Here is a 25,656-nt window from a genome sequence, read left to right on the forward strand (position 1 = left end):
ACCGTGCAACGCACCGGGCGCGACATGAGTTCCCGATCGGGCCTGCCTCCCTTAGGCTGCGACCCAGTGCCTATATGACTGTGTACGGAGAAAGCGGGAGGAGAGGCCGATGGCAGAGACGCCGACAAGTCCGTTGGAGGCCACTCTGGCCTATGCCGAGGAATTCCACGCTGAGGACGAGATTCTGCTCACCGCGCGTCAGCGCGGCGCGGAGGTGGGAGCGCCCCCGATCCAGCCCGGCGCCGGCGCCGCTCTCTGTTTCCTCGCCACGGCCATCAACGCCCGTGCGGTCGTGGAGATCGGCACCGGCTGCGGTGTGTCCGGCCTGTGGTTACTGCGCGGCATGCGCCAGGACGGCACGCTCACCAGCGTGGACGTGGAGCCGGAGCACCAGCGTCTGGCACGGCAGAGCTTCGCCCAGGCCGGTTTCTCCGGCGGCCGGATCAGGCTGATCATCGGCCGCGCCCTGGACGTTCTCCCTCGCCTGTCCGACGGTGGATACGACCTGGTCTTCTGTGACGGGGCCAGGCAGGAGTACGGCGACTACCTGGCCGAGGCGGTCCGCCTGCTGCGTCCGGGCGGCATCGTGGTCTTCGACAACGCCCTGCTGCACAACAGGGTCGCCGACCCGACGCAGCGCGACCCGGACACCGTCGCCGTGAGGGAGCTGGGCAAGCTGGTCCGTTCCGACGAACGGCTCCGCCCCCTGCTCATGCCCCTCGGCGGCGGTGTCCTGGCCGCCATCAAGCTCACCGACTAGACAGCCACTCCAGTAGCAGGCGCACGCCGTAACCGGTGGCGCCCTTGCTGAAGATGCCCTCGTCGGCGCCGCTACGGCCGACCCCGGCGATGTCCAGGTGCGCCCACGGCCGCTTGCCGGTGAACTCGCGCAGGAACAGCGCCGCGGTGATGGAGCCGGCGCCGTAGGCCGATCCGATCTCGATGTTGGACAGGTCGGCCACGCTCGACTCCAGGGCCGGGACGTAGTCGTCGATCAGCGGCATCCGCCACAGCCGCTCGCCGGTGCTCTCGCCCGCCTCGGCCAGTTCGGTGGCCAGGCCGTCGTCGGAGGCGAAGACGGCGCCGAGGTCTTTGCCCAGGGCGATGCTGATCGCCCCGGTCAGCGTGGCGATGTCCACCATGACGTCCGGGTCGAGCTCGGCGTCGGCGTAGGCCAGCGCGTCGGCCATCACCAGGCGGCCTTCGGCGTCGGTGTTGAGGACCTCGACGGTCCGCCCGCCGTACTGCGTGATCACGTCGGAGGGACGCTGGGCCGAGCCGGAGAAGGAGTTCTCCGCGGCGGCGATCAGGCCGGTTACCCGGACCCGCACCTCCAGGGAGGCCAGCGCGCCCAGGACCGCGATGACGGCCGCGCCGCCGGCCATGTCGGTCTTCATGAACTTCATGCCGTCGGTCGGTTTGAGCGACAGGCCGCCGGTGTCGTAGGTGATGCCCTTGCCGACCAGGACGACGTGCTCGGTCGCCCCCTCGGGCTCGTAGGACAGCTGGATCAGGCGCGGCGGGTTCACCGACCCCTGGCCCACGGCGAGGATGCCGCCGAACTTCCCGGCGCGCAGCTCCTGCTCGTCCCACACCTTCGCGGTGACGCCCTGCTCGGCGGCGCGCTCGGCGAGCCAGGCGGGGGTCTTCACCGAGGCGGGCATGTTGGACAGGTCCCTGGCCAGCGCGACGGCACCGGCGATCACCTCGCCCCTGGCGACCTCGGCCTCGGCGCCGTCCCCGACGAACTCGATCATGGCCACCGGCGTGGACTTCGCCTCGCCGATCCGGAAGGTGTAGGTGGCCAGCAGCGCGCCCTCCACGAACGCGGTCACCTGCCCGTCGGGCAGCACGATCCTGATCGCGTCCTTGCCCTTGCCGCGACGGGCGACCGCCGCGCCCGCCTTGCGCAGGGCGGTGGCCGAGCCGTCCCCGACCCCGTAGAGCAGGATCCGGCCGATGGAGTCACCGTTCGCGACGGGAACCTCGACGACCTCCCCGGCCTCGCCCTTGGCCTCGTAGTGGGCCAGCAGCGCGGCGGCGGGCAGCGGCAACTCGACCTTCGGGGCGAGGTCCGCCCCGAAAGGGACCGCGAGCAGCCGGGCGTCCTGGACGGCGGGCGCCTCCTCGGCCCCGCCGTTTCCCGGAGAACCCGGCTCGCCGTCGGCCCATGCGGGCGCCACGACGGACAGGCCCTGACCGTGGGACGCGTGAGGCAGTAGTGAATAGGGAGATATAGGCATGCGAACTCCAGTCATCAGCCGGGGAGAACACCGCGGCCCTGGCGCGAGCCGCCCTCGGGCGGTCCGGCGGCCAGGGCCGTGTGCATCGGTCGCGGTCGCGGGGCCGTTGCAGGCGTCATGCTCTCCAGACGCGCTCGGGTGAGGCCCGCTGCACCGCTGATCCCGAGAACGAGATCAGACGACGACCTTCTTCAATTCCTCGCCAAGGGCACCGGCTTCGTCAGCCGAGAGTTCGACGACGAGCCGGCCGCCACCCTCCAAGGGAACCCGCATGACGATCCCCCTGCCTTCTTTGACGACCTCCAGCGGACCATCACCGGTCCTCGGCTTCATAGCCGCCATGCGTGTATCCCTTCCTGCTTCGGGCTCCGGATCTCCGACTGACCCGAGGGTGGCCGACGCATTCACGTCTTCTGTGATGTCCTATTATCCCGTCTCCACGCTCGGAATGGGAACGATCAGGCTCAGCATCGACTCATCGGGCAATCAAGACCGTTGTCCGAGACCCTGCAGACGACCAAACTTGTCCTCGTGAACGCCCGTGCCGCTCTGTTCGACCTGTATGGGGACCACCTGCGGTCCCGAGGCGGTCGCGCGTCCGTAGCCGCCCTCGTCCGACTGCTCGCACCATTGGATATCGCCGCTCCCGCGGTCCGGACGGCCGTGTCGCGGATGGTGCGCCAGGGCTGGCTGGCACCCGCCCGGCTGCCCCAGGGCCCCGGCTACGAGGTCACTCCCCGGTGCATCCGCCGTCTCGACGAGACGGCCCTGAGAATTTACCGAGTTGGGACGATCACCTGGACCGGCCGGTGGCACATGCTCGTGGTCGGGCCGGTGCGCGAGCGGCCCCGGCGCGAGCGGATCAAGGCCGACCTCGCCTTCCTCGGATACGCCCCGCTGTCCGAGACGACCTGGATAGGCCCGCGCCCCTCCCCCGAGGTCGGCGCGCTGCTCGCCGGAGAGAACGTCCGCGCCGACCTGTTCGACGCGGTGCTCCACGGCGACCCGAGGGCGCTGGTCGCCAGGACCTGGGATCTCGGCTCTATCGGCTCCGCCTACGAGGAGTGGCTGGCCCAAGCCGTGGACCTGGTCGACGCGCTGCCCGAGGACGCCGCCGCCGACCGGGTGTTCGCCACCCGGAGCCGGTTGCTGCACGGCTGGCGCAACTTCCTGTTCCGTGATCCCGGGCTCCCCGCCGAACTCCTGCCGCCGGGCTGGCCGGGTGAGAAGGCCAGGGCCTACTTCGAGCAGGAGGCCGCCCGCCTGCTCCCGGCGGCCGCCGCGTTCGTCGACCGCCATCTCGCCGAGTCGTAGCGGCGGTGGAACCCCGGGAGGCGGTGGCGGCCCTGAAAGTGGTGGAACCCCTGGAAGCAGGGAAACCCCTGAAAGTGGAAACCATAGAAACCGTGCGAACCCAGCCGTAGAAGGAGCCTCTCCGTTGAACGACGTCCTCTACTCCGTCGACGACGACGCCGTCGCCACCATCACCCTGGACCGGCCGGAGGCGATGAACTCGCTGACGGTGCGGATGAAGGTCGATCTGCTCGAAGCGCTGACCAGGGCTTCACAGGCCTACGCCGTGCGAGCGGTGCTGCTGACGGGGTCGGGCCGGGCGTTCTGCGCGGGCCAGGACCTGAACGAGCACGCCGCCGGCCTGGAGGCCGGCCGGGGCCTGAACGACACCGTGCGCGCGCACTACAACCCGATCATCCGTACGATCACCGAGATGGGCAAGCCGGTCGTCGCGGCGGTCAACGGCGTCGCCGCGGGCGCGGGCGCCTCCCTGGCCTTCGCCTGTGACCTGCGGATCGCCGCCGACAAGGCGAAGTTCGCGATGGCCTTCACCGGCATCGGCCTGGCCCCGGACTCCGGCGCGTCCTGGACGCTCCAGCGCCTGGTCGGCCCGGCCCGCGCGGCCGAGCTGCTGCTGCTCGGCGAGCCCTTCGACGCCGCCCGCGCGCTGGAGCTCGGCGTCGTCTCCAAGGTCGTTCCCACCGAGGACCTGGCCGCCGCCGCCCACGCCCTGGCCGTACGGCTGGCACAGGGGCCGACGAGCGCCTACGCGGCCACCAAGCGCGCCCTGGAGTTCGCGGCGAGCAGTTCCCTGCCGGAGGCGCTGGCCCTGGAGGCCGAGCTCCAGGACGCCTGCGCCAAGACCGGCGACCACCTGAACGCCACCCGCGCCTTCCTCAAGAAGGAGCGCCCCGTCTTCGACGGCCGCTAGCCGGAGAAGGCCGCCGGATGGCAGGCCTCTCGATACTCCGAGCCGGGCAGGTTCGCGTGCCACTCGGCCTCGGTCAGCGTACGGCCCGTGCGGGCGCAGGCGGCGGGTCGAGCATCACCGCGGTGAGTTTGCCGACGGCGTGCCGGTCGCCGCCGCCCGCCCCGACTCCGCCACGTCGCGCTGCTCGGAGATCGTCCTGCCCTGCTGTACGGCGCCGACCCCCTGGGCGAGCAACCTGGCGGTCTCCAGGCTGCCGTCGCCGCCGACGAGGGCGAGCAGCAGTTCGCGAGCGGTCGGCCGGAGCTCGGGGGCCTTGGAGAGGGCGGACCTGACCGGCTCGCTCAGTGACTCGGGGAGCACCGCGAGGTCGGGCTCGTGGGTGAGCACGCGATGCATGACGGCGGCGAGCGCCGCGGCCCCGAAGGGGTCTTCACCGGTGGCGGCGAACAGCACGATCGCGCCCCAGGCGAACACGTCGGCCGCGGTCCCGGCGCACTGGCCGCCGAACACCTCCGGCGCCATGTAGCCGGGTGTGCCGGCGACCACGCCGGTCGAGGTGAGCGACATCTCCAGGGTGCGCGCCACACCGAAGTCGATCACCCGGGGACCGTCGGGCCCCAGCAGCACGTTGTCCGGCTTGAGATCGCGATGCACCACTCCGGCGTCGTGGATCGCGGTCAGCGCGGTGGCCACGGCCGTGGCGAGCCGGTGCAGGTCGTCGCCGCGGAAGGACCGTCCCGCCGAACGCAGGCTGGGGCCTTCGACATACTCGGAGACGATGTACGGCCGGGCCCCCTCGAAGTCGGCGGCGAGCACGCGGGCCGTGCAGAAGGAGGCGACGCGACGCGACGCGTCCGCCTCCTCGACCAGGCGATCGCGGAGGGCTGGATGGGCCGCCGGATCGCCGCGGAGCACCTTGATCGCGACTCGGCCACCTTCGGCGTCGTAGCCCTCGTAGACCACGCCCTGGCCGCCCGCCCCCACCCGGCCGGCCAGCCAATAACCACCAAGCCGTTGTGGATCCCCGTCGATCAACGCGTGTCCCATGGGGTGTTGGACGCACCCCACCACCGCAAAGTTGGACGTACTTCGCGAAAGGCCTGTTGATCAGACCGGCTGGATGGTTGACCAGGCCGGCTGGATGCCGGAACGCGTCAGCGGCAGGCGTCGCGCACCCAGCAGTCGGCCAGGTGGTCGTTGACCAGGCCGATGGCCTGCATGAGCGCGTAGGCGGTGGTGGGGCCGACGAAGCGGAAGCCGCGCGACTTGAGCTCCTTGGCGAGCGCCTTGGAGCCCGGAGTCTGGGCGGGCACGTCCGCCAGGGTCGCGGGAGCCGCCGAGGCCGGATCGGCGTGGCGCCAGACGAGGTCGGACAGGCCGACGTCGAGGGCGGCCCTGGCGTTGGCGATCGCGGCCTCGATCTTGGCCCGGTTGCGGACGATACCGGTGTCGGCCAGCAGGCGATCCACGTCGGACCGGTCGAACGCCGCGACGGCCGGGATCGAGAACCCGGCAAAGGCGGCTCGGAAGTTCTCCCGCTTGCGCAGGATCGTGATCCAGGACAGGCCGGACTGGAAGGCCTCCAAGGTGAGCCGCTCGAACACGCGGTCGTCGCCCTCGACCCTGCGGCCCCACTCCTCGTCGTGGTAGGCGATGTAGTCGGGGGCCGAGCTCACCCAGCCGCACCGGACGGGCTCGGAGGGCGGCACGGGCGCCAGGGACACGGCGGAGGCGAGGAGCTCGGGGGGCGGCACGGGCGCGGGGGACGCGGCAGAGGCCAGGGGCTCGGTCATCGCGCCTCCTCCGTGTCCGGCATCTCCGAGGAGGCGTGCTCCTTGCCGTCTTCGCGGTCACCGTTGCGGACGGCGCCGGCCAGGGATTCCGGCCGCGTCTCGGACAGCTCGGCGAGCTCGGCGGGCCCCTCGGGCTCGTGCGCGGTGCGCGGCGCGCCCGGCGGACCGGCGTGGAGCTCCTGACGGGCCTGGAGCCTGCCGGCCAACAGCTCCGACAACCGCTGCTCGAGCACCGCGATCCGGGTGTCGCGCTCGCTCAGCGCGTTCACCACCCGGTTCAGCGTCTCGTCCACGCTCTGCGTGTGATAGCCGACGAGGCTCACCGGCAGTTGCAGCGCCATGAAGTCGGCGGCACCGAGCCGTCCGGCGTCGGGCAGGTTGAGCGGTGGGACGTCGGGGGCGAACTCGCCCAGTTCGCCGCCCCGTCCCATGGCGACCACCACCACACCGGCGAGGATGACTACTGCGGCGAGAGCGAGTACGACCAGCACATACGAATCGTGCCACAACTCTCCTGATCTAGGATCGCGCCATGACAGCTCTCGTGGTACTCGGCCCCGGCGACGCGGGAGAGCCCGGCTGGGCGGAGGCGCACTCGATCGCCGAGATCGAGGAGCTCGTCCGCGCCGGACACACCGTCGCCGTCACGCCCGCCGTACTGGCCGCCGACGACCAGGAGGCCGCGGAGCTCGCCGCGGCCTCGATCTGCGCCTGGGCCGGAGCCCGGGTCTTCCGCACCACCCGCCCCGATCAGGTACGGCTGGCGGTCGAGATGACCGAGTCCCTGGCCGGGCGGCGACCGCCCGCGCTAACCCGCCGTGGCCTCGCCTAGCTCCTCGACATTCGGCACCAGGTGCTCGGTCGTCTTCTCCAGGAACCCGAACGCCTCCTCGACCGTGCTGCTCCAGGAGATCGCGTCGAAGACGCCGGGCCGGGTGAACCCGGCTTCGTGCATGCCTTCGACCAGGGCACGCAGCGGCGCGTAGATGCCCCACGGGTCCAGGATCACCAGCGGCTTGTCGTGCATGCCGAGCGTCCGCGCGGTCCAGATCTCGAACAGCTCCTCCAGCGTCCCGATACCGCCGGGCAGCACCAGGAAGGCGTCGGAGCGGGCGTCCATGACACCCTTGCGCTCGCGCATGTCGGTGGTGACGATCAGCTCGTCGGAGTCATGGTCGGCGACCTCGATGTCCACGAGCGCCTGCGGGATCACCCCGATGGTCCATCCACCGCCCGCGCGTGCCGCCCGGGCCACCGCGCCCATGCAGGAGACCGTGGCGCCACCGCTGACCAACGTGTGCCCACGCCTGGCGAGCTCGGCTCCGACCTCCTCGGCCAGGGTCAGATACTTCTGGTCGATCTTCTGACTGGATGACAGGAATACGCAAATGAACACGAGCAGACTCTATTGGGCGTCGCCGACCGTGTTGCGTGCCGCCCGCTGCTCTTCCTTCAACCGTTCCGCCCTGTTCCGGTCGGCGTCGGCGATGATTCGCACGGCCTCGTCCACATCGTCGGTGAGCTGGATGAGATCCACGTCGGCCGGGGAGATCTTGCCGCTGCTCACGAGGGTGTTCTTGATCCAGTCGAGCAGCCCTCCCCAGAACTCCGTCCCCATCAGGACGACGGGGAAGGAGGTGACCTTGCGAGTCTGGACCAGCGTCAGCGCCTCGAACAGCTCGTCCATCGTGCCGAAGCCGCCCGGCAGGGCGACGAAGCCGCAGGAGTATTTGACGAACATGGTCTTGCGGACGAAGAAGTAGCGGAACTCGATGCCGAGGTCCACGTATTCGTTCATGTGCTGCTCGAAGGGCAGCTCGATGCCCAGGCCGACGGAGACGCCGCCCGCCTCCCTGGCGCCTCTGTTGGCCGCCTCCATGCAACCGGGCCCGCCCCCGGTGATCACTGCGTAGCCCGCCTCGGAGAGTTTCCGGCCGAGGTGGACGCCCATCTCGTACTCGGGCGTGTCCTCGGGAGTGCGGGCCGAGCCGAAGACGGTCACCGCCTGAGGCAGCTCGGCGAGCTGACCGAAGCCCTCCACGAACTCCGCCTGGATGCGCATCACCCGCCACGGATCCATGTGCAACCAGTCCGCGGGGCCCCTGCGATCGAGAAGCCGCTGGTCATGGGTGGAGTCGGAGACGAGGTCGCCGCGGACCACGGCGCCTCCCTGACGGCGTTCCGGACGTGTCTTCTTCATGTCGGTCACCGTAGCGCCGCCTTCGGAAAAATCTTGGAAAATCTCCGGGAAAACACGGAACCGGATTTCGCGGAGCCTGCGTCTAACTGCCGAGGGTGCTGCTCGGGACTGAAAGTGGCTTTCCCCGCCAAATGGCCGGCGGGGAAAGCCACTTTCATTTTGTCCGCTCCAAGCGGGATCTCTGTGCAGGTCAGACCAGCCAGCCGAGCATTCTGCGCTCGCAGTCGGCGATCTTCTCCAGTGAGACGAACTCCCCACGCTGATGCGCCAGATTCGGGTCACCCGGACCATAGTTCACAGCGGGAACTCCGAGACTGGAAAACAGCGAAACGTCGGTCCAGCCGAGTTTGGCCCTGGGCGTGCCGCCGACGGCCTCCAGGAAGGCGGCCGCCACCGGATGGGTCAACCCGGGCCGTGCCGCGGCCGCCCCGTCGGTGAAGCGGACCTCGAACCCGTCGAACACCTCGCTCACGTGCGCCTGGGCGGCTTCCAGCGACAGGTCGGGGGCGAAGCGGTAGTTGACGGTCACCACGCACTCGTCGGGAATCACGTTGCCCGCCACACCGCCGCCGATGGCCACCGCGTTCAGGCCCTCGTGGTACTCCAGGCCGTCCACCACCGGCCGCCTGGCCTGGTAGGCGTTCAGGATGGCGAGCACCGGCTGGGCGGCGTGAACGGCGTTGACCCCGAGCCAGGACCTGGCGCTGTGCGCACGCTTGCCACGGGTGGTGATCTCCGCCCGGAGCGTGCCCTGGCAGCCGCCTTCGATCACGCCGTCGGTGGGCTCCATGAGCACCGCGAAGTCGCCCGCGAGCAACGCGGGATGCTCGCGGCTGAGCCGGAGCAGGCCGTTGCGCTCGGCCTCGATCTCCTCGCAGTCGTAGAAGACGTAGGTCACGTCCCGGCTCGGAGCCCGAAGCGCGGCGGCCAGTTTGAGCGCGACCGCGACGCCGGCCTTCATGTCCGAGGTGCCGCAGCCGTACAGCAGGTCGCCCTCGACCCGGCTGGGCAGGTTGCCGGCGACCGGGACGGTGTCGATGTGCCCGGCGATCACCACCCGCTCGTCGCGGCCGAGCTCGGTGCGGGCGACGATCGCCTCGCCGTCGCGGTGCACGCTCAGGTGCGGCAGTGGCCGCAGCGCCTCCTCGACCGCGTCCGCCAGTGCCTTCTCGTCGCCGCTGACCGACTCGACGTCCACGATCCGCGCGGTGAGCGCTCCGACGTCCTGTGTGAGATCCAGACGCGTACTCATGCCCGCGACCCTATCCCCGGTCGTGGGTTCCGCCGAAGGCGTGTCAGGCGATCCCCGGTCGTGGGCTTCGCCGAAGGCGTGTCAGGCGTCGGCGGATCCCGGCCCGTCGCTCACGCGTGCAGGCCGTGCTCGCGGAGGATCTCGTTGAGCTCCGCCTTCTCGTGCCGCTGTCCTTCCCGCAGACGCTTGAGCACCAGCACGCAGGGCAGTCCGAAGGTGCCGCCGGGGAACTGCTTGCTGCGGGTGCCGCCGACCGCCACGCACCAGTCGGGGATGCGCCCCCGGTCCAGCTCCTCCCCGGTCCGCACGTCGACGACCGGCATCGAGGCGGACAGGATCGTGCCCGCGCCGACCACCGCGCCCCTGCCCACCCGGGCTCCTTCGACGATCATGGCGCGGCTGCCGATCAGCGCGTCGTCCTCGACGATCACCGGGACCGCGTTCGGGGGCTCCAGGACGCCTCCGATGCCGGCCCCGCCGGACAGGTGGACGTTCTTGCCGATCTGGGCGCACGAGCCGACGGTGGCCCAGGTGTCCACCATGGTCCCGGTGTCGACGTAGGCGCCGATGTTGACGAACGAGGGCATCAGCACCACGCCGGGCGCCAGGTAGGAGCCCCAGCGGGCGATCGCACCCGGCACCACGCGCACGCCGTCGAGGGAGGTCTTCAGCGGGACGCGGTCGTGGTGGTGGAAGTCTCCCACCTGGGACCGGGCCATTCCGAGCACCCGGAAGGCCAGCAGGATGGCCCGCCTGGCCCGCTCGTCCACGCTCACCTCACCGGCGCCGGAGACGGTGGCGACCCTGGCCCTGCCGGTGTCGAGCATGTCGACCGCGCCGACGACGACGCTGCGCGCCTCGGCGTCGCCGGGGCCGAGCTCGGCCCGGCGGTCCCACAACTCGTCGACGGTCGCCGGCAGCGGGCTGGGACGGGTCTGGATCGTGACTCCTCCGCTCCCGCACGAAAGCGGCTTCTCGCCTCACGAACGAAACGGCCTCTGGCCGGATCCGTACGGGCACCGCGCCGGACAGGTCTTTTCACAGAACCTTTGGAACCATAACAGAGAGCGACGATTCAATTGCGCGATTCGACCAAGATCCTCCGACGCGTCTTCTCCTCTTGGAGACCGGTAGGTTCTTCAGCGTGCGACGGCGCTTCTCCAAAGGGGTCATCGCGATCCTCCTGATCGTGATCGTGCTCGCGGTGGCTATCACCATGGGCCTGTTCACCCTGCTCAATCGGGTCACGCCGTTCACCGCGTCGGGAGAGGGCTGCGAGATCACCACCCCGGCGGGCACGATGGAGCTGGAGATCGAGCAGGCGCAGGTGGCCTCGGTCATCGCCGCGGTCGCCGCCCGCCGGCGACTGCCCGAACGGGCCGTCGTGATCGCCTACGCCACCGGCATCCAGGAGTCGAAGCTGCTGAACCTGCCGTTCGGCGACCGCGACTCGGTCGGGATCTTCCAGCAGCGGCCCTCACAGGGCTGGGGCAAACCCGCGCAGCTGGTCGATCCGGTCTACGCCTCGGGGAAGTTCTTCTCCGCGCTGGTGAAGGTGAAGCGCTACCGGAAGATCCCGGTCCACGAGGCCGCTCAAGAGGTGCAGCGCTCGGCCGACGGGTCGGCCTACGCCCAGCACGAGGACGAGGCGAAGATCCTGGCCGCGGCGTTCACCGGGCGGGTGCCCAAGGCCGTGCGCTGCTGGTTCCCGACCCCCACGGGCAAGACGCCGCTGCCGGGCGCCGCCGGGGCCAGGCAGGAGCTCGCCCGCGCCCTCGGCTCCGGGACCACGCTCAACGCCACCTCGCGGAAACACGGCTGGCTGATGTCCAGCTGGTCGGTCGCCCACGCCCGGGAGTTCGGGCTGAGCCGGGTCCGCTACAACGGCCAGTCCTGGAGCTCGGCGAGCGGCGAAGGCGCGTGGAAGTCCGATGCCGGAGCCTCGGCGGAGCAGGTGGAGATCTCCTAGCCGTTGCGGGGCAGGACCTCCTTGACGCCCTACGGTTCGCGTGGCCACGCGAATCTCGTTCACCTGATCCGCTGATTCGGGCGAGCGCGATCCGGCCCACGGCGCTGGCACGTGCTCCCGCATCAGCGCGATGGGGTGCGGAGGTGGATGCGTTCGCCCTGCTTTCCGAAGAGGCTGAGCACTTCGACGCTGCCGCGTCCGGCGGCGCCGAACCAGTGCGGAATCCGGCAGTCGAACTCGGCCGCTTCACCGGCTCCCATGATGAAGTCGTGGTCGCCCAGTTTCACGCGGAGTCGTCCGCGGAGCACGTAGAGCCACTCGTAGCCTGCGTGGGTCCGTAGGTGGGGCTGTTCGTCGTGCGCTGGAATGGTCATCTTGTACGCGCGCGGTTCTCCCTGATGTCGTGACAACGGGATCAGCACCCGGCCGTCTTTTCCGGTGGGCTGCTGCGGCACGCGCGGATCGATTATCCGGGGTACGGCGACGATCTCGTCGAGTGGGATGCCCAGCGCCGCGGTGACCGGCAGGAGCAGCTCAAGGCTTGGCTTGCGCTGAGCCGATTCCAGTCGGGACAGCGTGCTGGTCGAGATGCCGGTGGCCCGCGCGAGGTCGGCCAGGCTGATGCCCTTCTTCTCGCGGGCGCGTCGCAGCCGAGGAGCGATCTGCTCTATCACCGCACTGACGCTCGGTTGCTCGTCCATGGGATGCAGTCAATCAATGTGTCCCGGAATCGGCAACGAAGTTTGTTGATTCCGGCCAAGTCTCCCGATCCTTTCGGTGGAGGTGATCCGAATGGACGCAACAACGGATTCGACGAGCGGATCGGGGTCAGAGGTGCTGTGGGACACGATCGTCATCGGAGGTGGGGCCGCCGGCCTGTCGGCCGGGGTCGTGCTCTCGCGAGCACGATTCGCGACTCTGGTCGTCGATGGCGGTGAGCCCCGGAACGGGCCCGCCGATCACATGCACGGGTACCTGACCCGGGACGGCATGGCGCCGGGAGAGTTCGTCGCGACCGGGCAGGACGAGCTCACCCGCTACGGCGGGACACTTGTGCGGGCATCGGTGATCGACGCGCGGCGCGCCTCGGACGGCACGTTCGAGCTGCGGCTCGACGACGACCGCACCCTGCGCACTCGGTCGGCGCTGGTCGCGACCGGGCTGACCGACGAACTACCCGACATCCCGGGACTGTCCGAGCGATGGGCGTCCGAGGTGCACCACTGCCCCCACTGCCATGGTTACGAAGTGCGGGGGCGCGCCATCGTCGTGATCGGCAGCACGATGGCGGCGGTATCGACGCATCTGGCCGCGCTGATGCGCCGTTACAGCTCCTCGGTGACGTTCTGCGTCAACGGCGCCGAGGTCAGCACCGCCCAGCGGCAGCGCCTCACGGCGTACGGCGTGCGCCTGATCGACGCGCGCGTCACACGGGTCGAGACGGGTACCGACACCGCGGGCGGGGAACCGGTCGCGATCGAGCTCGACAACGGCGAGACGGTCGCGTGTGAGGCCATCTTCGTGGCACCTCGCCCGGTGCCCCATGACGCGATCCTGACCATGCTCGGCGCGGGCAGGGACCCGGTGAGCGGACTCGTCGCCGTCGATTCCCAAGGCGCCACGAACGTCCCCGGGGTCTGGGCGGCCGGGAACGTGGTCAACCCCCGGGCGCAGGTCGTCGCCGCCGCGGGCGCGGGCTCCACCGCCGCCGTCAACATGACCGGCTGGCTGCTCGAACGGGAGCTGTCCGCTGCCGTCTCGCCTGACGGACTCGACGTCGGGGGTGCGATCTGATGGCCGGCACCACCACGGAGACGTCCCGGAACACTGCCTCCGGCAGGTTGCCTGCCGGCGTGTATCTGCTCGGTTTCAGCCTGTTCGCGATGGGAAGCGCGGAGTTCCTGCTGGCCGGCGTACTGCCGGCGGTGGCCGCCGACCTGGACGTCACGCTCTCCTCGGCCGGGTTCCTGATCACCGCGTTCGCGCTGGGTGTCGTGATCGGCGGGCCACCGTTCGCCGTGCTCAGTCTGCGTTGGCCTCGCCGCACCGCGCTGGTGGCGACCCAGAGCCTCTTCGCAGTCGGCATCGCCGTCGGGCTGCTGGGCGACTACCAGGTCCTGCTGCTGACGAGGGTGGTTTCGGGTATCGCCTACGCGGGCTTCTTCGCTGTCGCGTCGGTGACCGCGATCAGCCTGGTGACGCCGGACCGGAACGCCCGCGCCTCCGGAGTCGTGGTCAGCGGCCTCAGCGTGGCGATGGTCGTCGGCGGTCCCGCGGGTACGCTGCTCAGCCACTTCATCCAATGGCGCGGCGGCTTCTGGGCCGTTGTGGCCCTGACGGTCGCCGGGATCGTCGGTTGCCTTCTCGGACTCCCCACCACCGGCTCGGGCATCGACCGGCCCACCGGGCCGAGTGTTTCGCGGGAGCTCGCCACGATGCGGAACCCGATGCTCTGGGGCATCTACGCGATCACGATCCTGACCACTGCGGCGTACATGATCACGTTCAACTACCTGGCGGCCATGCTCGCCGACATCACCGCCATCCCCGAGGTCTGGATCCCGGCGATCCTCACGCTCTTCGGGGTCGGTGCCTTCGTCGGTCTGTCCATCGGCGGCCGTGTCTCCGACCGGCGCCCTCACCTGGCACTCCTCACCGGCGCGTCGGCGATCGTGATCCTGTCGGTCGTGATGGCCGTCGCGATCCAGCAGGTCTGGGCGGTGGTGCCCACGGTCTTCCTGATCGGCATCGCCGCGTTCGTGCTGAACCCCGCCGTCTACGGACGCGTCTTCGCCATCGCGGCCGATGCGCCGACCCTCGCCGGCGCCACCACCGTGTCGGCATTCCAACTGGGCATCAGCATCACCCCTGTCCTGGCAGCCGCCTCACTCACACAGGGGACCGCTCTCACATCGGTCTGCTTGATCGGGGCCGCCCTCGCCGCGGCCGCCGTACCCCTCATTCTCCTCGACCGGGCACGACAGGCCCGTTCGACGCATCCCGGCTCACCACCGGCGTCACCGACGCCCGGCCCTCACACCTAGCTCTTGTTCTCGAACCTGATGGAGCCCGGGGGCAGCGGCTGGGCGTAGGAGGAGCTCCAGGGCCGGCCCTGGAGCCGCTCGAAGGAGAGCAGGCGGCCGTCGGCGGCCCGGTAGTCGGCGAAGTCGAGCAGGCCCCGCTCAGGCATCAAGGTGACGCCCTCCCCCCGGAAGGCCGCGGTCCCCCGATCCACCGGGAAGAACTCGACTCCCTCAAGGCTCAGCGTGGTCTTGGCCGGGATCATGCCCTCCGTGGGCACCGGCGTCCACAACAGCACCTCAAGGTGGGGCGAGTCACCCGGGTTCAGGCCCTCACGTGTCTCGACCGACAACCACTGGTAGCGGCGGGTGCCGTCGTCGAGCAGGTATTCCGTCCACTGGTTGCCCTGCCACGACAGATACATCGCGCCCAGGACACGAGTCCGCACGCCCTGGCAGTCGATCGTGTCGCCCACCATGATCGTGCGGGGATCGGGGTAGTCGATGCCGACATGGCCCGTGCTCGGCTGAGGCGGTGGCTGTGCGATCTCGGCCGGGGGGAGGGGGGTATCGCCGGGCGGTCCGGACCGGCGCGGCTTCCTGTCCTGACGCGTGGTCGCGTAGAGCGCGCCCAGCAACAGGACCAGCGTCACTGCGCTCAGTCCGAGTATCGCGGCGACCTCAGGGGTCATGGCGCGCGATACTACTGGAGGCGGCCGACCGCCGCACTGATACGTTCGTCACTTGCGGTCACGGCGATCCGGATGTACTCACCGCCGGCCGCGCCGTAGAAGTCGCCGGGCGCGACCAGAATCCCCCGCTCGGCCAGCGCCCGCACCTGCTTCCAGCAGTCGATCCCGTCGGTCGCCCACAGATACAGGCCCGCGGTGGAATGCTCGATCTCCCAGCCGGCCGCCTCCAGGGCGGGGCGCAGCACGGCCCGGCGGGCGGCGTAGCGGGCGCGCTGTTCCTCGGCGTGCTCGTCGTCGTCCAGGGCCGCGGCCATCGCCGACTGGACGGGCGCCGGCATGATCATGCCCGCGTGCTTGCGGACCTCCAGCAGCCGCTGGATCAGCGCAGGGTCACCGGCGACGAACCCGGCCCGGTAGCCCGCCAGGTTGGAGCGCTTGGACAGCGAGTGCACCGCGAGCAGGCCCTCGTGCGAACCGCCGCACACGTCCGGGTGCAGGATCGAGATCGGCTGCGCCTCCCAGCCCAGCTCGATGTAGCACTCGTCGGAGGCCACGACGGCGCCGTGCTCACGCGCCCACGAGACGACCTTGCGCAGGTGGTCGGCGGGCAGGACCTTGCCGGTCGGGTTGGACGGGGAGTTCACCCAGACCAGCGGCACCCGCTCGGGCCCGAGCGCCAGCAGCCCGTCGGTGGCGTACGGCTCGGCGCCCGCCAGGCGGGCTCCCACGTCGTAGGTGGGGTAGGCCAGCTCGGGGAAGACCACCCGCTGGCCGGAACCGATGCCCAGCAGCGTCGGCAGCCAGGCCACCAGTTCCTTGGAGCCGATCAGCGGCAGCACGTTCGCCTGATTCACGGTCACGCCGTGCCGGCGCCGCAGCCAGCCCGCGGCGGCCGAGCGGAGCCGCTCGGTGCCGTAGGTGAGCGGGTAACCGGGGCTGTCGGAGGCGTCCGCCAGCGCCTGCCGTACGACGGCGGGCACCGGGTCGACGGGCGTGCCGACCGAGAGGTCGACGATCCCGTCGGGGTGCGACTGCGCCAGCTCCTTGAGCGGCGTGAGCCGATCCCACGGAAAATCCGGTAGGCCGATCACAGTTCTCCCCGCTGGGCATGTCCCCGCCCGATCCGAGAGGGGAAGACGTCTTGTCCGTGAACCTGACCGGGCGGGGGCGGCTCAGCGGCCGCCCCCGCCCGGTACGGGCCTGTCAGTGCTCGTCGGCCTGCGGGGGCAGTGTCGCGACGGTCGGGTGGTCCTTGTGGATCTTGCCGACCTTGGAGGCGCCGCCGGGCGATCCAAGGTCTTCGAAGAAGTCCACATTGGCCTTGTAGAAGTCCTTCCACTGCTCGGGAAGGTCATCCTCGTAGAAGATCGCTTCAACGGGGCAGACGGGTTCGCACGCACCGCAGTCCACGCACTCGTCGGGGTGGATGTAGAGCATGCGCTCGCCCTCGTAGATGCAATCGACGGGGCACTCCTCGATGCACGCCTTGTCCAGGACGTCCACGCAAGGCTGCGCGATGACGTAGGTCACCTCGGGCTCCTTCTTCTTTACGCACCTAGGCACGACTTCGACCGCGGGTTGCTACGCCCTAGTATTGCCGTGCCCGCCAAATGTCTGAAACGGGAGGGGGCAAAAGACAGTGACCCTCGGCTTCGGCGCTCGCCTGAATATCACCATAACCCCTTCTGACGTGGGCAAAAGAGTAACCACACGACGACGGGTTCCAGAAGGGTTTCGCGACGCCGTGGGCCTGCTCGAATTCTGGCGGGACGGCGTGCTCGGCGTGCGCAAGCGTGACGGCAGCCTGGTCGAGATCCCCCAGGACACGCTCGCCGCGGCAAAGGTCGTCCCGGGCTGACGGCGGCATCCGTCGTCTCCTCCCGGCGTAAGCCGTTCACCAAGAAGGGTCGCGCCTCCTCGATCATCTCCGCCATCACGGTGAGTATTAGACATGTGACCGTACGCATCAGTACCGCCGCGGTGATCCTGACCGCCACGATCGCCGGATGTGGCGCCCCGGCTACCGAGAACAAGCAACTTCCGCCGGTCAAGCCCCAGGCCGCCTCCCTGCAGGAGGGTTTCTCCACGATGGAGAACCTCGTCGAGGCGGCCCGCAGGGAGGGGTCGCTCACCGTGGTCGGGCTGCCGCGCGGCTGGGTGAACTACGGCGAGATCATCGACACCTTCTCCGAGGAATACGGGATCAAGGTCGACCAACTCGAACCGGACGCGAGCAGCAAGCAGGAGATCGAGCTCGCCGCCCGTCTCAAGCCCGACGTGTTCGACCTGAGCCTGGAGGTCGCGGTGGCCAACGCCGCCGCCTTCGCCCCGTACCGGGTGCAGAGCTGGCAGGACATCCCCGACGAGATCAAAGATCACGCCGGGCACTGGTACGCCGGTTACGGCGGCTACATGTCCATCGGCTACGACCCGCACCGGGTCGCGCCCCCGGCCTCCTACGGCGACCTGCTCAAGCCCGGCTACAGCGTCTCGCTGTCCGGCGACCCCCGGCAGACCGCCTCGGCCTTCAGCGGGGTGATGGCGGCCTCTCTCGGCGACGGCAAGACCGGCTCCCTCGGTGACGGCAAGGCCGAGGCCAGGCGGGGCGTGGAGTTCTTCGACCGTCTGAGGAAGGCGGGCAACCTCGCGGCCTCGGAGCGGGCGGCCTCGGTGGTCCTCGACTGGGACTACCACAACGCCGCCAGGGCGGGCTGGAAGGTCGCGATCCCCGGGCAGAGCGTGCTCAGCTCGTACTACGTCCAGGCCATCAGCAAGAACGCCCCGCACCCGGCCGCCGCCCGGCTGTGGCAGGAGTTCCTGTTCTCCGACAGGGGCCAGAACCTCTTCCTCAAGGGCTATGCCCATCCCGCCCGGCTGGAGGCCCTCCAGATGCGCGGCACCCTGGACAAGGAGCTCGCCGCGAAGCTCCCCGCCACGAGCGCGAAACCGGTGATGCTCACCATTCCGGAGACCGATGCCGCCAAGACCTACCTTCAGCGCGAGTGGAACAGGAAGGCCGGATAACCCTGAGGCTGCTGAGACTGATATGTCGCGACATCTCGGAGGCTCTAAAGTGTCTGGAGAGCACCGATAAGAGGCCGTGGCGTCTCAGAATGTGAGCTGATCGTCTTGCGATACGACGCCCCGGGCCTGACGAGGTGGAACGCTCGCTCCCATGACAGCGGCTTCGGATATGTCTCGGCGCACGGCGCCCCTCTGGTCGATCTGCTCGATCCCCAGCCGGGCGAGCGCATCGTGGATCTCGGCTGCGGCACCGGTGTGCTGACCGCCGAGATCACCTCCCGGGGGGCCCGCGTCCTGGGGATCGACGGGTCCCCAGCGATGATCGAGAAGGCCCTGGCCCAGTATCCGGGGCTGGACTTCATCGTCGGCGACGGCCGTGACTTCACGGTCGCGCAACCTTACGACGCGGTCGTCTCCAACGCCGCCCTGCACTGGATGGGCCGCGAGCCGGACGCGGTGATCTCCAGCGTGCGTGAGGCGCTGGCCCCGGGCGGGCGGTTCGTGGCCGAGATGGGCGGCGCGGGCAATTGCGCCGCGCTGACGGCGGCGCTTTCCACCGCGTGGCGGGAGCACGGGCTGCGCGAGCCCGACCTGCCGTGGTACTTCCCGACTCCGGCCGAGTATGCCGCGCGCCTGGAAAAGGGCGGCTTCATCGTGCGACTGCTGGAATACTTCGACCGGCCGACTCCGCTCGACGAATGCCCCAACGGGGCCGCGGACTGGGTGCGGATGTTCGCTGGATCGTTGCTCCAGGCAGTGCCCGCGGAACTGGTCGAATCCCTGCTTCGCCGGGTGAACGAGCTGGCCGCGCCCGCACTGCGCCGCGAAACCGGATGGATGGCCGACTACGTGCGGCTCCGGTTCGCGGCCGTACGCCGCTGAACGGACCCGATGCGCCGGGGTGATTTGCCAGACTATGGTCTGTTCCATGAGTCTCGTTCCCCGGCGACGTGGAGTGACTCGGGCGGCTTGAGGGGCTGGTGAAGGGAACGGATGAACTTCTGTCTAAGTGACCTCGTGCCGCCGCTGCGCTGGAGCGACGCGGCCACGATCCCACTTCTACGCGACCGGCCCGATCTCCCGGATGCCTGGTGGCGCAGCCTGCCCATGGCCCGGGTGCTCGCCGTGCTGGGCCCGGAGGAACTGGCCGAGATCCTCGCGCGGATCGCCCTGGAGCACTGGCCGGCCGCGGCCGTGGGTGACGTGCTCCCCGCCCTGTACGTCCTGGACCCCGACGAAGCCGACGAGCCCTGCACGGCCATCGCCCTCGACCGCACCGGCTCGTGGTCCGGCCTTCTCTCCCTGACCGGCCACGAGCTGCGCGACCAACCCTTCATCCAGCCGTTTCCGGTGCTGACCGTCCTGTTCTCCGCGGTCTTCCACCGCATGGCCCACCCCGCCCCCGGATTCCCGGCGATGACCCCGGCCGCAGTCCCGGTCCCGGCTTCCGGAGCCTGGCCTTCGGCTCCGGTGAACGGCGCCGGGCACCACGGCGTCGAGCATCACCGGGTCGCCGCCGGGGCGAGGCCGAGCGGCTTCGCCGGGACCGACGTGGCGCTCGTCGCGCAGGACCACGCCGAGCAGGCGGCCCCCACCGCGGAGCCCGTCGCCGAGCCCGTTCCCGCTTCCGGACCGGAGGTCGAAGGCGGCGCCCGGGCGATGTCCGCCGCCGGGGCGGCCGAGAAGGCGGTCCCGGCGGAACCGGTCGCGCAGTCGGAACCGGTCGCGGAAGCAGAGCCGGTCGCGGAAGCAGAGCCGGTCGCGGAGACGGAGCCGACCACGGAGGCGGAACCCGCCGCAGACCCGGCCGCGGAAGCGGACCCGGCCACGGAGACGGACCCGGCCACGGAGACGGGGCCGGCCGCGGAAGCGGACCCGGCCGCAGAGCCGGCCGAGGAAGCGGAACCCGTCGAGAAGCCCGCCGTGGAGCGGACCGCCGAGGTGGAATCCGCCGCGGAGGCGGCCGAAGAACCGGTCGCGGAGCCGGCCGAAGAGCCGGTCGCGGAGGCGAAAGCGGCCGTGGCGGGGACCGGCGCCGACGGCGAGGAGGCACGGCGACCCGCAGAGAGCCTTCACGCGCTGGTGGACGGCGCCTTCGCCAACCTGGAGGACAAGAGCTGGGCCATCGCGCAGAACAGGTTGTTCAGTGACGAGCCGGCGACCGTGGAGGCGCTGGCCAAGCTCTTCGCGGTGTCCCCCGAGGTGATGCGCGAGCTGGAGTCCGATCTGCGCCTGCGGTTCGAGGCGTGGCTCGGCTCGGAGGAGGCGGCGCCGTACCGGGAGCATCTGGCCGAGGTCAGACGGGTCCTCGGCAAGGCGGCGCCCAAGTCGCGTCTGATCACGGCGGCCGACTGGCACGTCCGCGAACTCCACTCCCTCGACGTGCCCGCCTGGCAGTTCGTGCTGGCCAGCCTGCCCGAATACCACCTGGTCGACGAGTGGCTGGTGGAAGGCGACATCGTCGAGTTGCGTCACCACACCCGTGACGTGATCAGCGGCGCCAAGCCGCCGTTGACCATGACCAAGGCCCTCGCCCTGGTCACCTCCCTGGGCATCCATCCCGAGGTCTCCAAGGAGTGGCTGGAGAACGTCCCCCAGCTCCGCATCCTGGGCGCGAGCCAGCGGGCGCCCCAGCAGGCGAACGGTTCGGCGGTCAAGACCGGCGCCAAGGCCGGGCCCAGGACCGCGGACAGGGCCGACAAACCCTCGGTCGGCCCCCCGGGCGGGGAGGCGGGCAAGGCGCCGTTCCGGCCTCTCAAGGACGTCTCGCTGACCCGGCGCTGCTTTCGCCAGCCGGACGGCCGGTGGTGGCTGAGGATCGACGTCACCGCCGAGCACATCGAGGGAGCCGAGTGCCCGCTGCCCAGCGGGTTCGCCGCCTACCTCGGCATGTCGCCCGGCGACGGCCGTACGGTCAACAGCGCGGTGGGCGAGCTCACCCTGAGCTGGCGCGAGCGGCCCGTCGTGGAATCGCTCAGGACCCTCCTCACCGACGTGGGCGCCAAGCAGGGAAGTCACCTGTTCCTGACGCTGTCGGAGGAGGGCGTCCTGCGCGCCCGGCACCTGCCGGCCGCGGGCAAGGGGGCCGATCCGACCGCGCAGGCGCTGCGGCTGGTCGGCTACACCGCGCCGGGCGGCACTCCCGAGCAGGCCGGCCGGGTCATCGCCACCCGGGTCGGCATGACCGGCCCGGTGAGCCTGCCCGACCTTCTCGTCCGGCTGCGGGAACGCGGGGACCGCGACCTGCTGTCCCTGCTGGCCTAGCCGATGCCCCGACTCGCGATCTCCCCGGAGTTCCCCGCGGAACTCGGCGCCCTGGCCCAGCCGGTGCGCCGGGACGTCGTCGTCGCGGTGCGCCGGTTCATGCAGAACGTGGCGGGCGCGCCGCATCCGGAGCGAGTCCGGGGAGCCAGGGATCCCCGGATCGCCACCCTGCGACTGGCCGACGGGCATCGCGGCGTCGTGGTCAAGCAACGGGACGTCTACTGGCTGCTGACCGTCCTGCCGGACGCCGAGGCCTGGGCCTACGCGCAGCGTTACCGCTTCGGCGTCAACAGCGCGCTGGGCGTGCTCGAGATGTGGGACGCCGTGGCGCTCGATCGGGTGGAACCCGCGGTCCGCAGGGCCGCCGAGTCCTCTCCCACGCGGCTGTTCGCCGACTTCTGCGACACCGACCTGGCCGAGTTGGGCATCGACCGGCGGTTCCTGCCCCTCGTCCGGCACATCACCGACGAGCTGACCCTGGAGGCGCTGGAGCCGCTGCTGCCCCCGACGCAGTACGCGCCGCTGGCCGCGCTGGCCAGGGGCGAGTCGATGACCGGGGCCTGGCGGGAGCTGGAGGCCTGCCGTGCGGTCGCCGCCACCGGCGACCCGGTGGACCCCGAGGACTTCGCCGCCGCGCTCGTGCGCAGTCCGGACCGCGCCGTCTTCGTGGGCAGCCCGCGCGAGCTGAACCACGTCCTGGACGCGCCCGACTGGTGCGTGTTCCTGCATCCGCCGCAGTACCGCCTGGCCCACGAGGAGTCCTGCGAGCAGCCGGTGCTGGTCACCGGCGGCGCGGGCACCGGCAAGACCCTGGTCGCCCTTCACCGGGCGGCCTTCCTCGCCCGGCGCGCCGCCGGTCAGGTCCTGCTCGTCACCTTCTCCCAGGGACTGAGCGCCGATCTCGCCGCCCGGCTCGACCTGTTGATCGAGGACGAGGCCGCGCGTGAACGGGTCGACGTCGGCAACGTGGACCGGCTGGCCCACCGCATCGTCTCCGAGGTCGAGGGCCGCTCGCCCGCGCTGGTCGGCGCCACCGAGTTGACCACGCTCTGGCAGGAGACGGACAGCGGCCACAGCCCGGCGTTCCTGCTGCGCGAGTGGGAGCAGGTGGTGCTGGCACAGAACCTGCGGACCCTGGAGGAGTATCTGAGCGCTCCACGTCCGGGCCGCAGCGTCGAGCTCACCGAGCCGGAGCGGACCGCCGTCTGGCGGGCCGTCGAGCACGTCACCGGGCAGCTGCGCGAGCGCGGCAAGCGCACCCTGCTCCAGCTGGCGGCCGAGGCCTCCGTGCTCCTGGGCCAGACGACCGGGGATCTGCTGGAGGAGACCGCGCCGAGGCGGGAGCCGTACCGGCACGTCGTGGTGGACGAGGCTCAGGACCTGCACCCCGCGCAGTGGCGGCTGCTGCGCGCGGCCGTACCGCACGCCCGCGACGACCTGTTCATCGTGGGCGACCCGCACCAGCGCATCTTCGACACGCGGGTGGCGTTGAGCTCGGTGGGGATCGACGCGATCCAGCGTCGGCTGCAGGTGTCATACCGGCTTCCCCAGGAGATTCTCTCCTGGGGAGTACGGCTGCGCGGCGGCGGACCGGCGGACGGGCTGGTGCAGGGGGTCCAGGAGCTGTACGGCTTCCGCGCCACGCGGCACGGGCCCCGGCCGATGGTGCGAGCCTACGATTCACCGGAGGAAGAACTGACCGGTCTGGCCGTACAAGTGGGACAGTGGGTGGAGGACGGCGTGCCGCCGCGGGAGATCGGGGTGGCCGCCAGGACCGCCGGTCTCGTGCGCGACGCCCGGTCCGCCCTGGGTGAGATGGGGGTGAGAGTGTCGACGTTGCACGGCATGAAGGGGCTGGAGTTCCGGCGGGTCGCCGTGATCGGTGTGGCCGACGGGATCGTGCCCTCCCCCGATTCGCTCACCCCCGCCGATGAGGATCCCTCGGCTCGGGCACATGACCTCCAGCGCGAGCGCGGCCTGCTCTACGTGGCCTGCACCCGCGCCGGCGAGTTGCTCTACGTCTCCTACTCCGGGCGAGCCAGTCCGTTCCTTCCCACCTGATCACATACTCTGAACTGCGGATATATTCCCCTTTGCCGGTTGGACCTCAATGAACCTCAGCCTGAGCGACATCGCGCCACCCCTGCGCTGGACCTCTCCCGGCCAGGTAGCGCCGATCGCAACCGACCCCCGTCTCCCCGAGGCGTGGTGGCAGGCGCTCCCGCTGGACCGGGCCTGCTCCACCGTCGGGACCTCAGAGGTCGCCGGACGCCTGGCCGACCTCGCCCTGGCGTGCTGGGGACATCTGATGCTCGGCGACGTGCTGCCGCTGCTCAGGTTCACCGACCCGGCGGAGAGCGTCCGCACGCCCGAGGGACTCGGCCGGGAAGTGGTGCACAAGCTGTTCACCGGCGTGCTGGAACGGCTGCTCGAACCCGTCACCGAGGAGAGCGTCGCCCAGGTCCGTCCCTCCCGGCCGGACCGGCCGCTGCCCGAGCTGATCGACGAGGTCTTCGCGGCCCTGGACGAGCGGCAGCGCGCCATCGCCAGGGACCGCCTCTACGCCTCGCAGCGGGCCACGCTCGACGACCTCGCCCAGCGGTTCTCGGTGACCAGGGAGCGCATCCGGCAGATCGAGCGCGACCTGCGCGACCACGTCGAGGCCTGGCTGGCCGGTGAGGACGCCGCGCCGCTGGTCGCCCACGTGTCCTGGCTGCGGGGCCGGCTCGGCTCCGCCGTACCGGCCGACGACCTGGCCGCGGCGGTGCCGTGGCACCGCACCGACATGGCCACGCTGGGCATCCCGGCCTGGCGGTTCGTGCGGACCCTGCTGAGCGGCTACGAACAGGTGGACGGCTGGCTGGTGGCGGGCGGCTCCGACGAGCTGCGGGAGAAGACCCGGCAGCTGTTCACCGACGGGCCGCGCCCCCTGGAGGAGGCCGTCACGCTGGTCAGCCAGCTCGGCATCCGCGAGGACGTGGCCGAACGATGGCTCATCGCCGTGCCCCAGCTGCGGGTGCTCGAAGGCCACGTGGTGCCGTGGCCGCGCAGCGTCAACGACAAGGCCGAGGCCGTGCTCGCGGTGGCCGGCGGCGCGCTGACGCCCGAGGAGATCCAGGAGCGCATCGGCGAGGACTACAGCCTCGTCGGCATCCGTAACCAGCTCACCGCCGACGACCGGTTCCTGCGGTTGGACCGCAACAAGTACGGGCTGTCGCGCTGGGGCGGCGAGCAGTATCTGGGCATCAGGGAGATGATCGTCCGCGAGATCGAGCGCTCCAACGGCGAGGCGTCGGTCAACACGATCGTCACGAACCTGACCGCACGCTACGACGTGAGCGAGAGCTCGGTCCGCGCCTACGCGGGCGGCCCCGGCTTCGAGCGCACCCAGCGCGGATGGATCAGGGTGGCCGGGACCGAGCAGGCCGACTACCAGCCGCGCCGCGACGTCTCGGCGACCCGCCGTTGCTTCCGCAGCCGCGACGGGCGCTGGTGGCATCGGGTGGACGTCAACGCCGAGCACCTGCGCGGCTCGGGGTCCCCGCTGCCCACCGGCTTCGCCGCGCATCTGGGCATGGCGCCCGGCGGTCAGCTGACCGCGTCCACCCCGTCGGGCGACGTGGTGATCAGCTGGCACAACCAGCCGACCATGGGTTCCATCCGCCCGATCCTGGTCGCCGCCAACGCCTCCGAGGGCGACCACGTCTTCCTGACGGTCTCCGACGGCGGCGAGCTCCTGACCCGCTACCTGCCCGCCGCGTCCACGAGCCTTCCGGCCCTGAACCGGGCGCTCTACCTGATCGGTTACACCGCCCCGGTCGCCTCCGAGGCCGAGGGCATCCGGCTGATCGGCGCCCGGATCGGCCTGGCCGAAGGCTGCACCCGCGAAGAGGTGATCGCCCGCCTGCGCGATCGCGGCGACCGCGAGATCCTCGCCTTCCTGGAGGGCTCCGGCTGAGGAGAATAGGGTCGAAG

Annotated in this window: 26 protein-coding genes; 13 read left to right on the plus strand and 13 right to left on the minus strand. The window is 70.6% G+C overall.

Annotated features, from left to right (window positions below):
* The first annotated feature begins 109 nt into the window (after nt 1-109).
* Nucleotides 110-760 (plus strand): O-methyltransferase, encoded by a 651-nt coding sequence (locus tag ACQPYK_RS42705; RefSeq protein ID WP_433245037.1) that lies wholly within the window; start codon nt 110-112, stop codon nt 758-760.
* Here the strand turns inward: ACQPYK_RS42705 and ACQPYK_RS42710 are convergent.
* On the minus strand, nt 750-2,243 hold the full coding sequence (locus tag ACQPYK_RS42710; protein WP_433245040.1) for a leucyl aminopeptidase: 1,494 nt from the start codon (nt 2,241-2,243) through the stop codon (nt 750-752). The two genes, ACQPYK_RS42705 and ACQPYK_RS42710, sit on opposite strands and share 11 nt — an antisense overlap.
* Before the next feature lie 174 nt (nt 2,244-2,417).
* Entirely contained in the window at nt 2,418-2,585 is a 168-nt protein-coding gene (locus ACQPYK_RS42715) for a DUF3117 domain-containing protein (RefSeq protein ID WP_189792122.1), read from the minus strand.
* Between the two features lie 189 nt (nt 2,586-2,774).
* Between ACQPYK_RS42715 and ACQPYK_RS42720 the strand changes: the two genes are divergently transcribed.
* Nucleotides 2,775-3,557 (plus strand): PaaX family transcriptional regulator, encoded by a 783-nt coding sequence (locus ACQPYK_RS42720; protein WP_433245043.1) that lies wholly within the window; start codon nt 2,775-2,777, stop codon nt 3,555-3,557.
* 124 nt (nt 3,558-3,681) lie between these two features.
* The gene (locus ACQPYK_RS42725; protein WP_433245045.1) at nt 3,682-4,467 is read left to right on the plus strand and encodes an enoyl-CoA hydratase-related protein; all 786 of its coding nucleotides are present in this window, start codon (nt 3,682-3,684) and stop codon (nt 4,465-4,467) included.
* Nucleotides 4,468-4,581: 114 nt separating this feature from the next.
* Here ACQPYK_RS42725 and ACQPYK_RS42730 read toward each other — a convergent pair whose 3' ends face one another.
* The 3 genes from ACQPYK_RS42730 to ACQPYK_RS42740 all read right to left on the minus strand — a co-directional run bounded on the left by ACQPYK_RS42730 (nt 4,582) and on the right by ACQPYK_RS42740 (nt 6,751).
* Complete coding sequence (locus tag ACQPYK_RS42730) at nt 4,582-5,514, minus strand: serine/threonine-protein kinase (protein ID WP_433245048.1); 933 nt, start codon at nt 5,512-5,514, stop codon at nt 4,582-4,584.
* Between the two features lie 107 nt (nt 5,515-5,621).
* Nucleotides 5,622-6,260, minus strand: a complete 639-nt coding sequence (locus ACQPYK_RS42735; RefSeq protein ID WP_433245051.1) for a DNA-3-methyladenine glycosylase I — start codon at nt 6,258-6,260, stop codon at nt 5,622-5,624.
* Nucleotides 6,257-6,751 carry a hypothetical protein gene (locus ACQPYK_RS42740; protein ID WP_433245054.1) on the minus strand — a complete coding sequence of 165 codons (495 nt, stop codon included), beginning with the start codon at nt 6,749-6,751 and terminating at the stop codon, nt 6,257-6,259. The genes ACQPYK_RS42735 and ACQPYK_RS42740 overlap by 4 nt, the downstream gene beginning before the upstream one ends.
* 41 nt (nt 6,752-6,792) lie before the next feature.
* Here ACQPYK_RS42740 and ACQPYK_RS42745 point away from each other — a divergent pair, with 41 nt between their 5' ends.
* Nucleotides 6,793-7,092 carry a hypothetical protein gene (locus ACQPYK_RS42745; protein WP_433245056.1) on the plus strand — a complete coding sequence of 100 codons (300 nt, stop codon included), beginning with the start codon at nt 6,793-6,795 and terminating at the stop codon, nt 7,090-7,092.
* Here ACQPYK_RS42745 and ACQPYK_RS42750 read toward each other — a convergent pair.
* The 4 genes from ACQPYK_RS42750 to ACQPYK_RS42765 all read right to left on the minus strand — a co-directional run bounded on the left by ACQPYK_RS42750 (nt 7,069) and on the right by ACQPYK_RS42765 (nt 10,653).
* Complete coding sequence (locus tag ACQPYK_RS42750; protein ID WP_433245059.1) at nt 7,069-7,656, minus strand: TIGR00730 family Rossman fold protein; 588 nt, start codon at nt 7,654-7,656, stop codon at nt 7,069-7,071. The two genes, ACQPYK_RS42745 and ACQPYK_RS42750, sit on opposite strands and share 24 nt — an antisense overlap.
* Nucleotides 7,657-7,665: 9 nt before the next feature.
* Nucleotides 7,666-8,460 (minus strand): TIGR00730 family Rossman fold protein, encoded by a 795-nt coding sequence (locus ACQPYK_RS42755; RefSeq protein WP_433245061.1) that lies wholly within the window; start codon nt 8,458-8,460, stop codon nt 7,666-7,668.
* Nucleotides 8,461-8,650: 190 nt separating this feature from the next.
* Nucleotides 8,651-9,712 (minus strand): succinyl-diaminopimelate desuccinylase, encoded by a 1,062-nt coding sequence (dapE, locus tag ACQPYK_RS42760; protein ID WP_433245064.1) that lies wholly within the window; start codon nt 9,710-9,712, stop codon nt 8,651-8,653.
* Nucleotides 9,713-9,822: 110 nt separating this feature from the next.
* Complete coding sequence (locus ACQPYK_RS42765) at nt 9,823-10,653, minus strand: 2,3,4,5-tetrahydropyridine-2,6-dicarboxylate N-succinyltransferase (protein ID WP_433259083.1); 831 nt, start codon at nt 10,651-10,653, stop codon at nt 9,823-9,825.
* Between the two features lie 203 nt (nt 10,654-10,856).
* Between ACQPYK_RS42765 and ACQPYK_RS42770 the strand changes: the two genes are divergently transcribed.
* Nucleotides 10,857-11,681: a hypothetical protein gene (locus tag ACQPYK_RS42770; protein WP_433245067.1), complete on the plus strand. Its 825-nt coding sequence runs from the start codon at nt 10,857-10,859 to the stop codon at nt 11,679-11,681.
* A gap of 122 nt (nt 11,682-11,803) precedes the next feature.
* On the opposite strand, the gene ACQPYK_RS42775 is transcribed toward ACQPYK_RS42770, so the two are convergent.
* Nucleotides 11,804-12,382, minus strand: a complete 579-nt coding sequence (locus ACQPYK_RS42775; RefSeq protein ID WP_433245070.1) for a helix-turn-helix domain-containing protein — start codon at nt 12,380-12,382, stop codon at nt 11,804-11,806.
* 91 nt (nt 12,383-12,473) lie between these two features.
* On the opposite strand from ACQPYK_RS42775, the gene ACQPYK_RS42780 reads away from it, so the two are divergent.
* Together ACQPYK_RS42780 and ACQPYK_RS42785 are read left to right on the plus strand one after the other, a co-directional pair.
* Nucleotides 12,474-13,475, plus strand: coding sequence for an NAD(P)/FAD-dependent oxidoreductase (locus tag ACQPYK_RS42780; protein WP_433245073.1), 1,002 nt, complete (start codon nt 12,474-12,476; stop codon nt 13,473-13,475).
* 59 nt (nt 13,476-13,534) lie between these two features.
* On the plus strand, nt 13,535-14,725 hold the full coding sequence (locus ACQPYK_RS42785; protein ID WP_433245076.1) for an MFS transporter: 1,191 nt from the start codon (nt 13,535-13,537) through the stop codon (nt 14,723-14,725).
* Here the strand turns inward: ACQPYK_RS42785 and ACQPYK_RS42790 are convergent.
* The 3 genes from ACQPYK_RS42790 to fdxA form a co-directional block, all read right to left on the minus strand.
* Nucleotides 14,722-15,393, minus strand: coding sequence for a DUF4178 domain-containing protein (locus ACQPYK_RS42790; RefSeq protein WP_433245079.1), 672 nt, complete (start codon nt 15,391-15,393; stop codon nt 14,722-14,724). The two genes, ACQPYK_RS42785 and ACQPYK_RS42790, sit on opposite strands and share 4 nt — an antisense overlap.
* 11 nt (nt 15,394-15,404) lie before the next feature.
* Complete coding sequence (dapC, locus tag ACQPYK_RS42795; RefSeq protein WP_433245082.1) at nt 15,405-16,484, minus strand: succinyldiaminopimelate transaminase; 1,080 nt, start codon at nt 16,482-16,484, stop codon at nt 15,405-15,407.
* A 112-nt stretch (nt 16,485-16,596) separates the two neighbouring features.
* Entirely contained in the window at nt 16,597-16,923 is a 327-nt protein-coding gene (gene fdxA / locus ACQPYK_RS42800) for a ferredoxin (protein WP_433245085.1), read from the minus strand.
* A 160-nt stretch (nt 16,924-17,083) separates the two neighbouring features.
* Between fdxA and ACQPYK_RS42805 the strand changes: the two genes are divergently transcribed.
* From ACQPYK_RS42805 to ACQPYK_RS42830, 6 genes are all read left to right on the plus strand, one after another.
* On the plus strand, nt 17,084-17,251 hold the full coding sequence (locus tag ACQPYK_RS42805) for a hypothetical protein (protein WP_433245088.1): 168 nt from the start codon (nt 17,084-17,086) through the stop codon (nt 17,249-17,251).
* 95 nt (nt 17,252-17,346) lie between these two features.
* Nucleotides 17,347-18,417: an ABC transporter substrate-binding protein gene (locus ACQPYK_RS42810; protein ID WP_433245091.1), complete on the plus strand. Its 1,071-nt coding sequence runs from the start codon at nt 17,347-17,349 to the stop codon at nt 18,415-18,417.
* A gap of 105 nt (nt 18,418-18,522) precedes the next feature.
* A complete protein-coding gene (locus ACQPYK_RS42815; protein WP_433245094.1) occupies nt 18,523-19,299 on the plus strand; it encodes a class I SAM-dependent methyltransferase in 777 nt (258 codons plus the stop codon).
* Nucleotides 19,300-19,410: 111 nt separating this feature from the next.
* A complete protein-coding gene (locus ACQPYK_RS42820; protein ID WP_433245096.1) occupies nt 19,411-21,681 on the plus strand; it encodes a hypothetical protein in 2,271 nt (756 codons plus the stop codon).
* A gap of 3 nt (nt 21,682-21,684) precedes the next feature.
* Nucleotides 21,685-23,742 carry a UvrD-helicase domain-containing protein gene (locus tag ACQPYK_RS42825; RefSeq protein WP_433245099.1) on the plus strand — a complete coding sequence of 686 codons (2,058 nt, stop codon included), beginning with the start codon at nt 21,685-21,687 and terminating at the stop codon, nt 23,740-23,742.
* A gap of 49 nt (nt 23,743-23,791) precedes the next feature.
* Nucleotides 23,792-25,639, plus strand: coding sequence for a sigma factor-like helix-turn-helix DNA-binding protein (locus ACQPYK_RS42830; RefSeq protein WP_433245102.1), 1,848 nt, complete (start codon nt 23,792-23,794; stop codon nt 25,637-25,639).
* Nucleotides 25,640-25,656: the final 17 nt, after the last annotated feature.

It is taken from the genome of Streptosporangium sp. CA-135522 (assembly GCF_050949235.1).
GTDB lineage: Bacteria > Actinomycetota > Actinomycetes > Streptosporangiales > Streptosporangiaceae > Streptosporangium.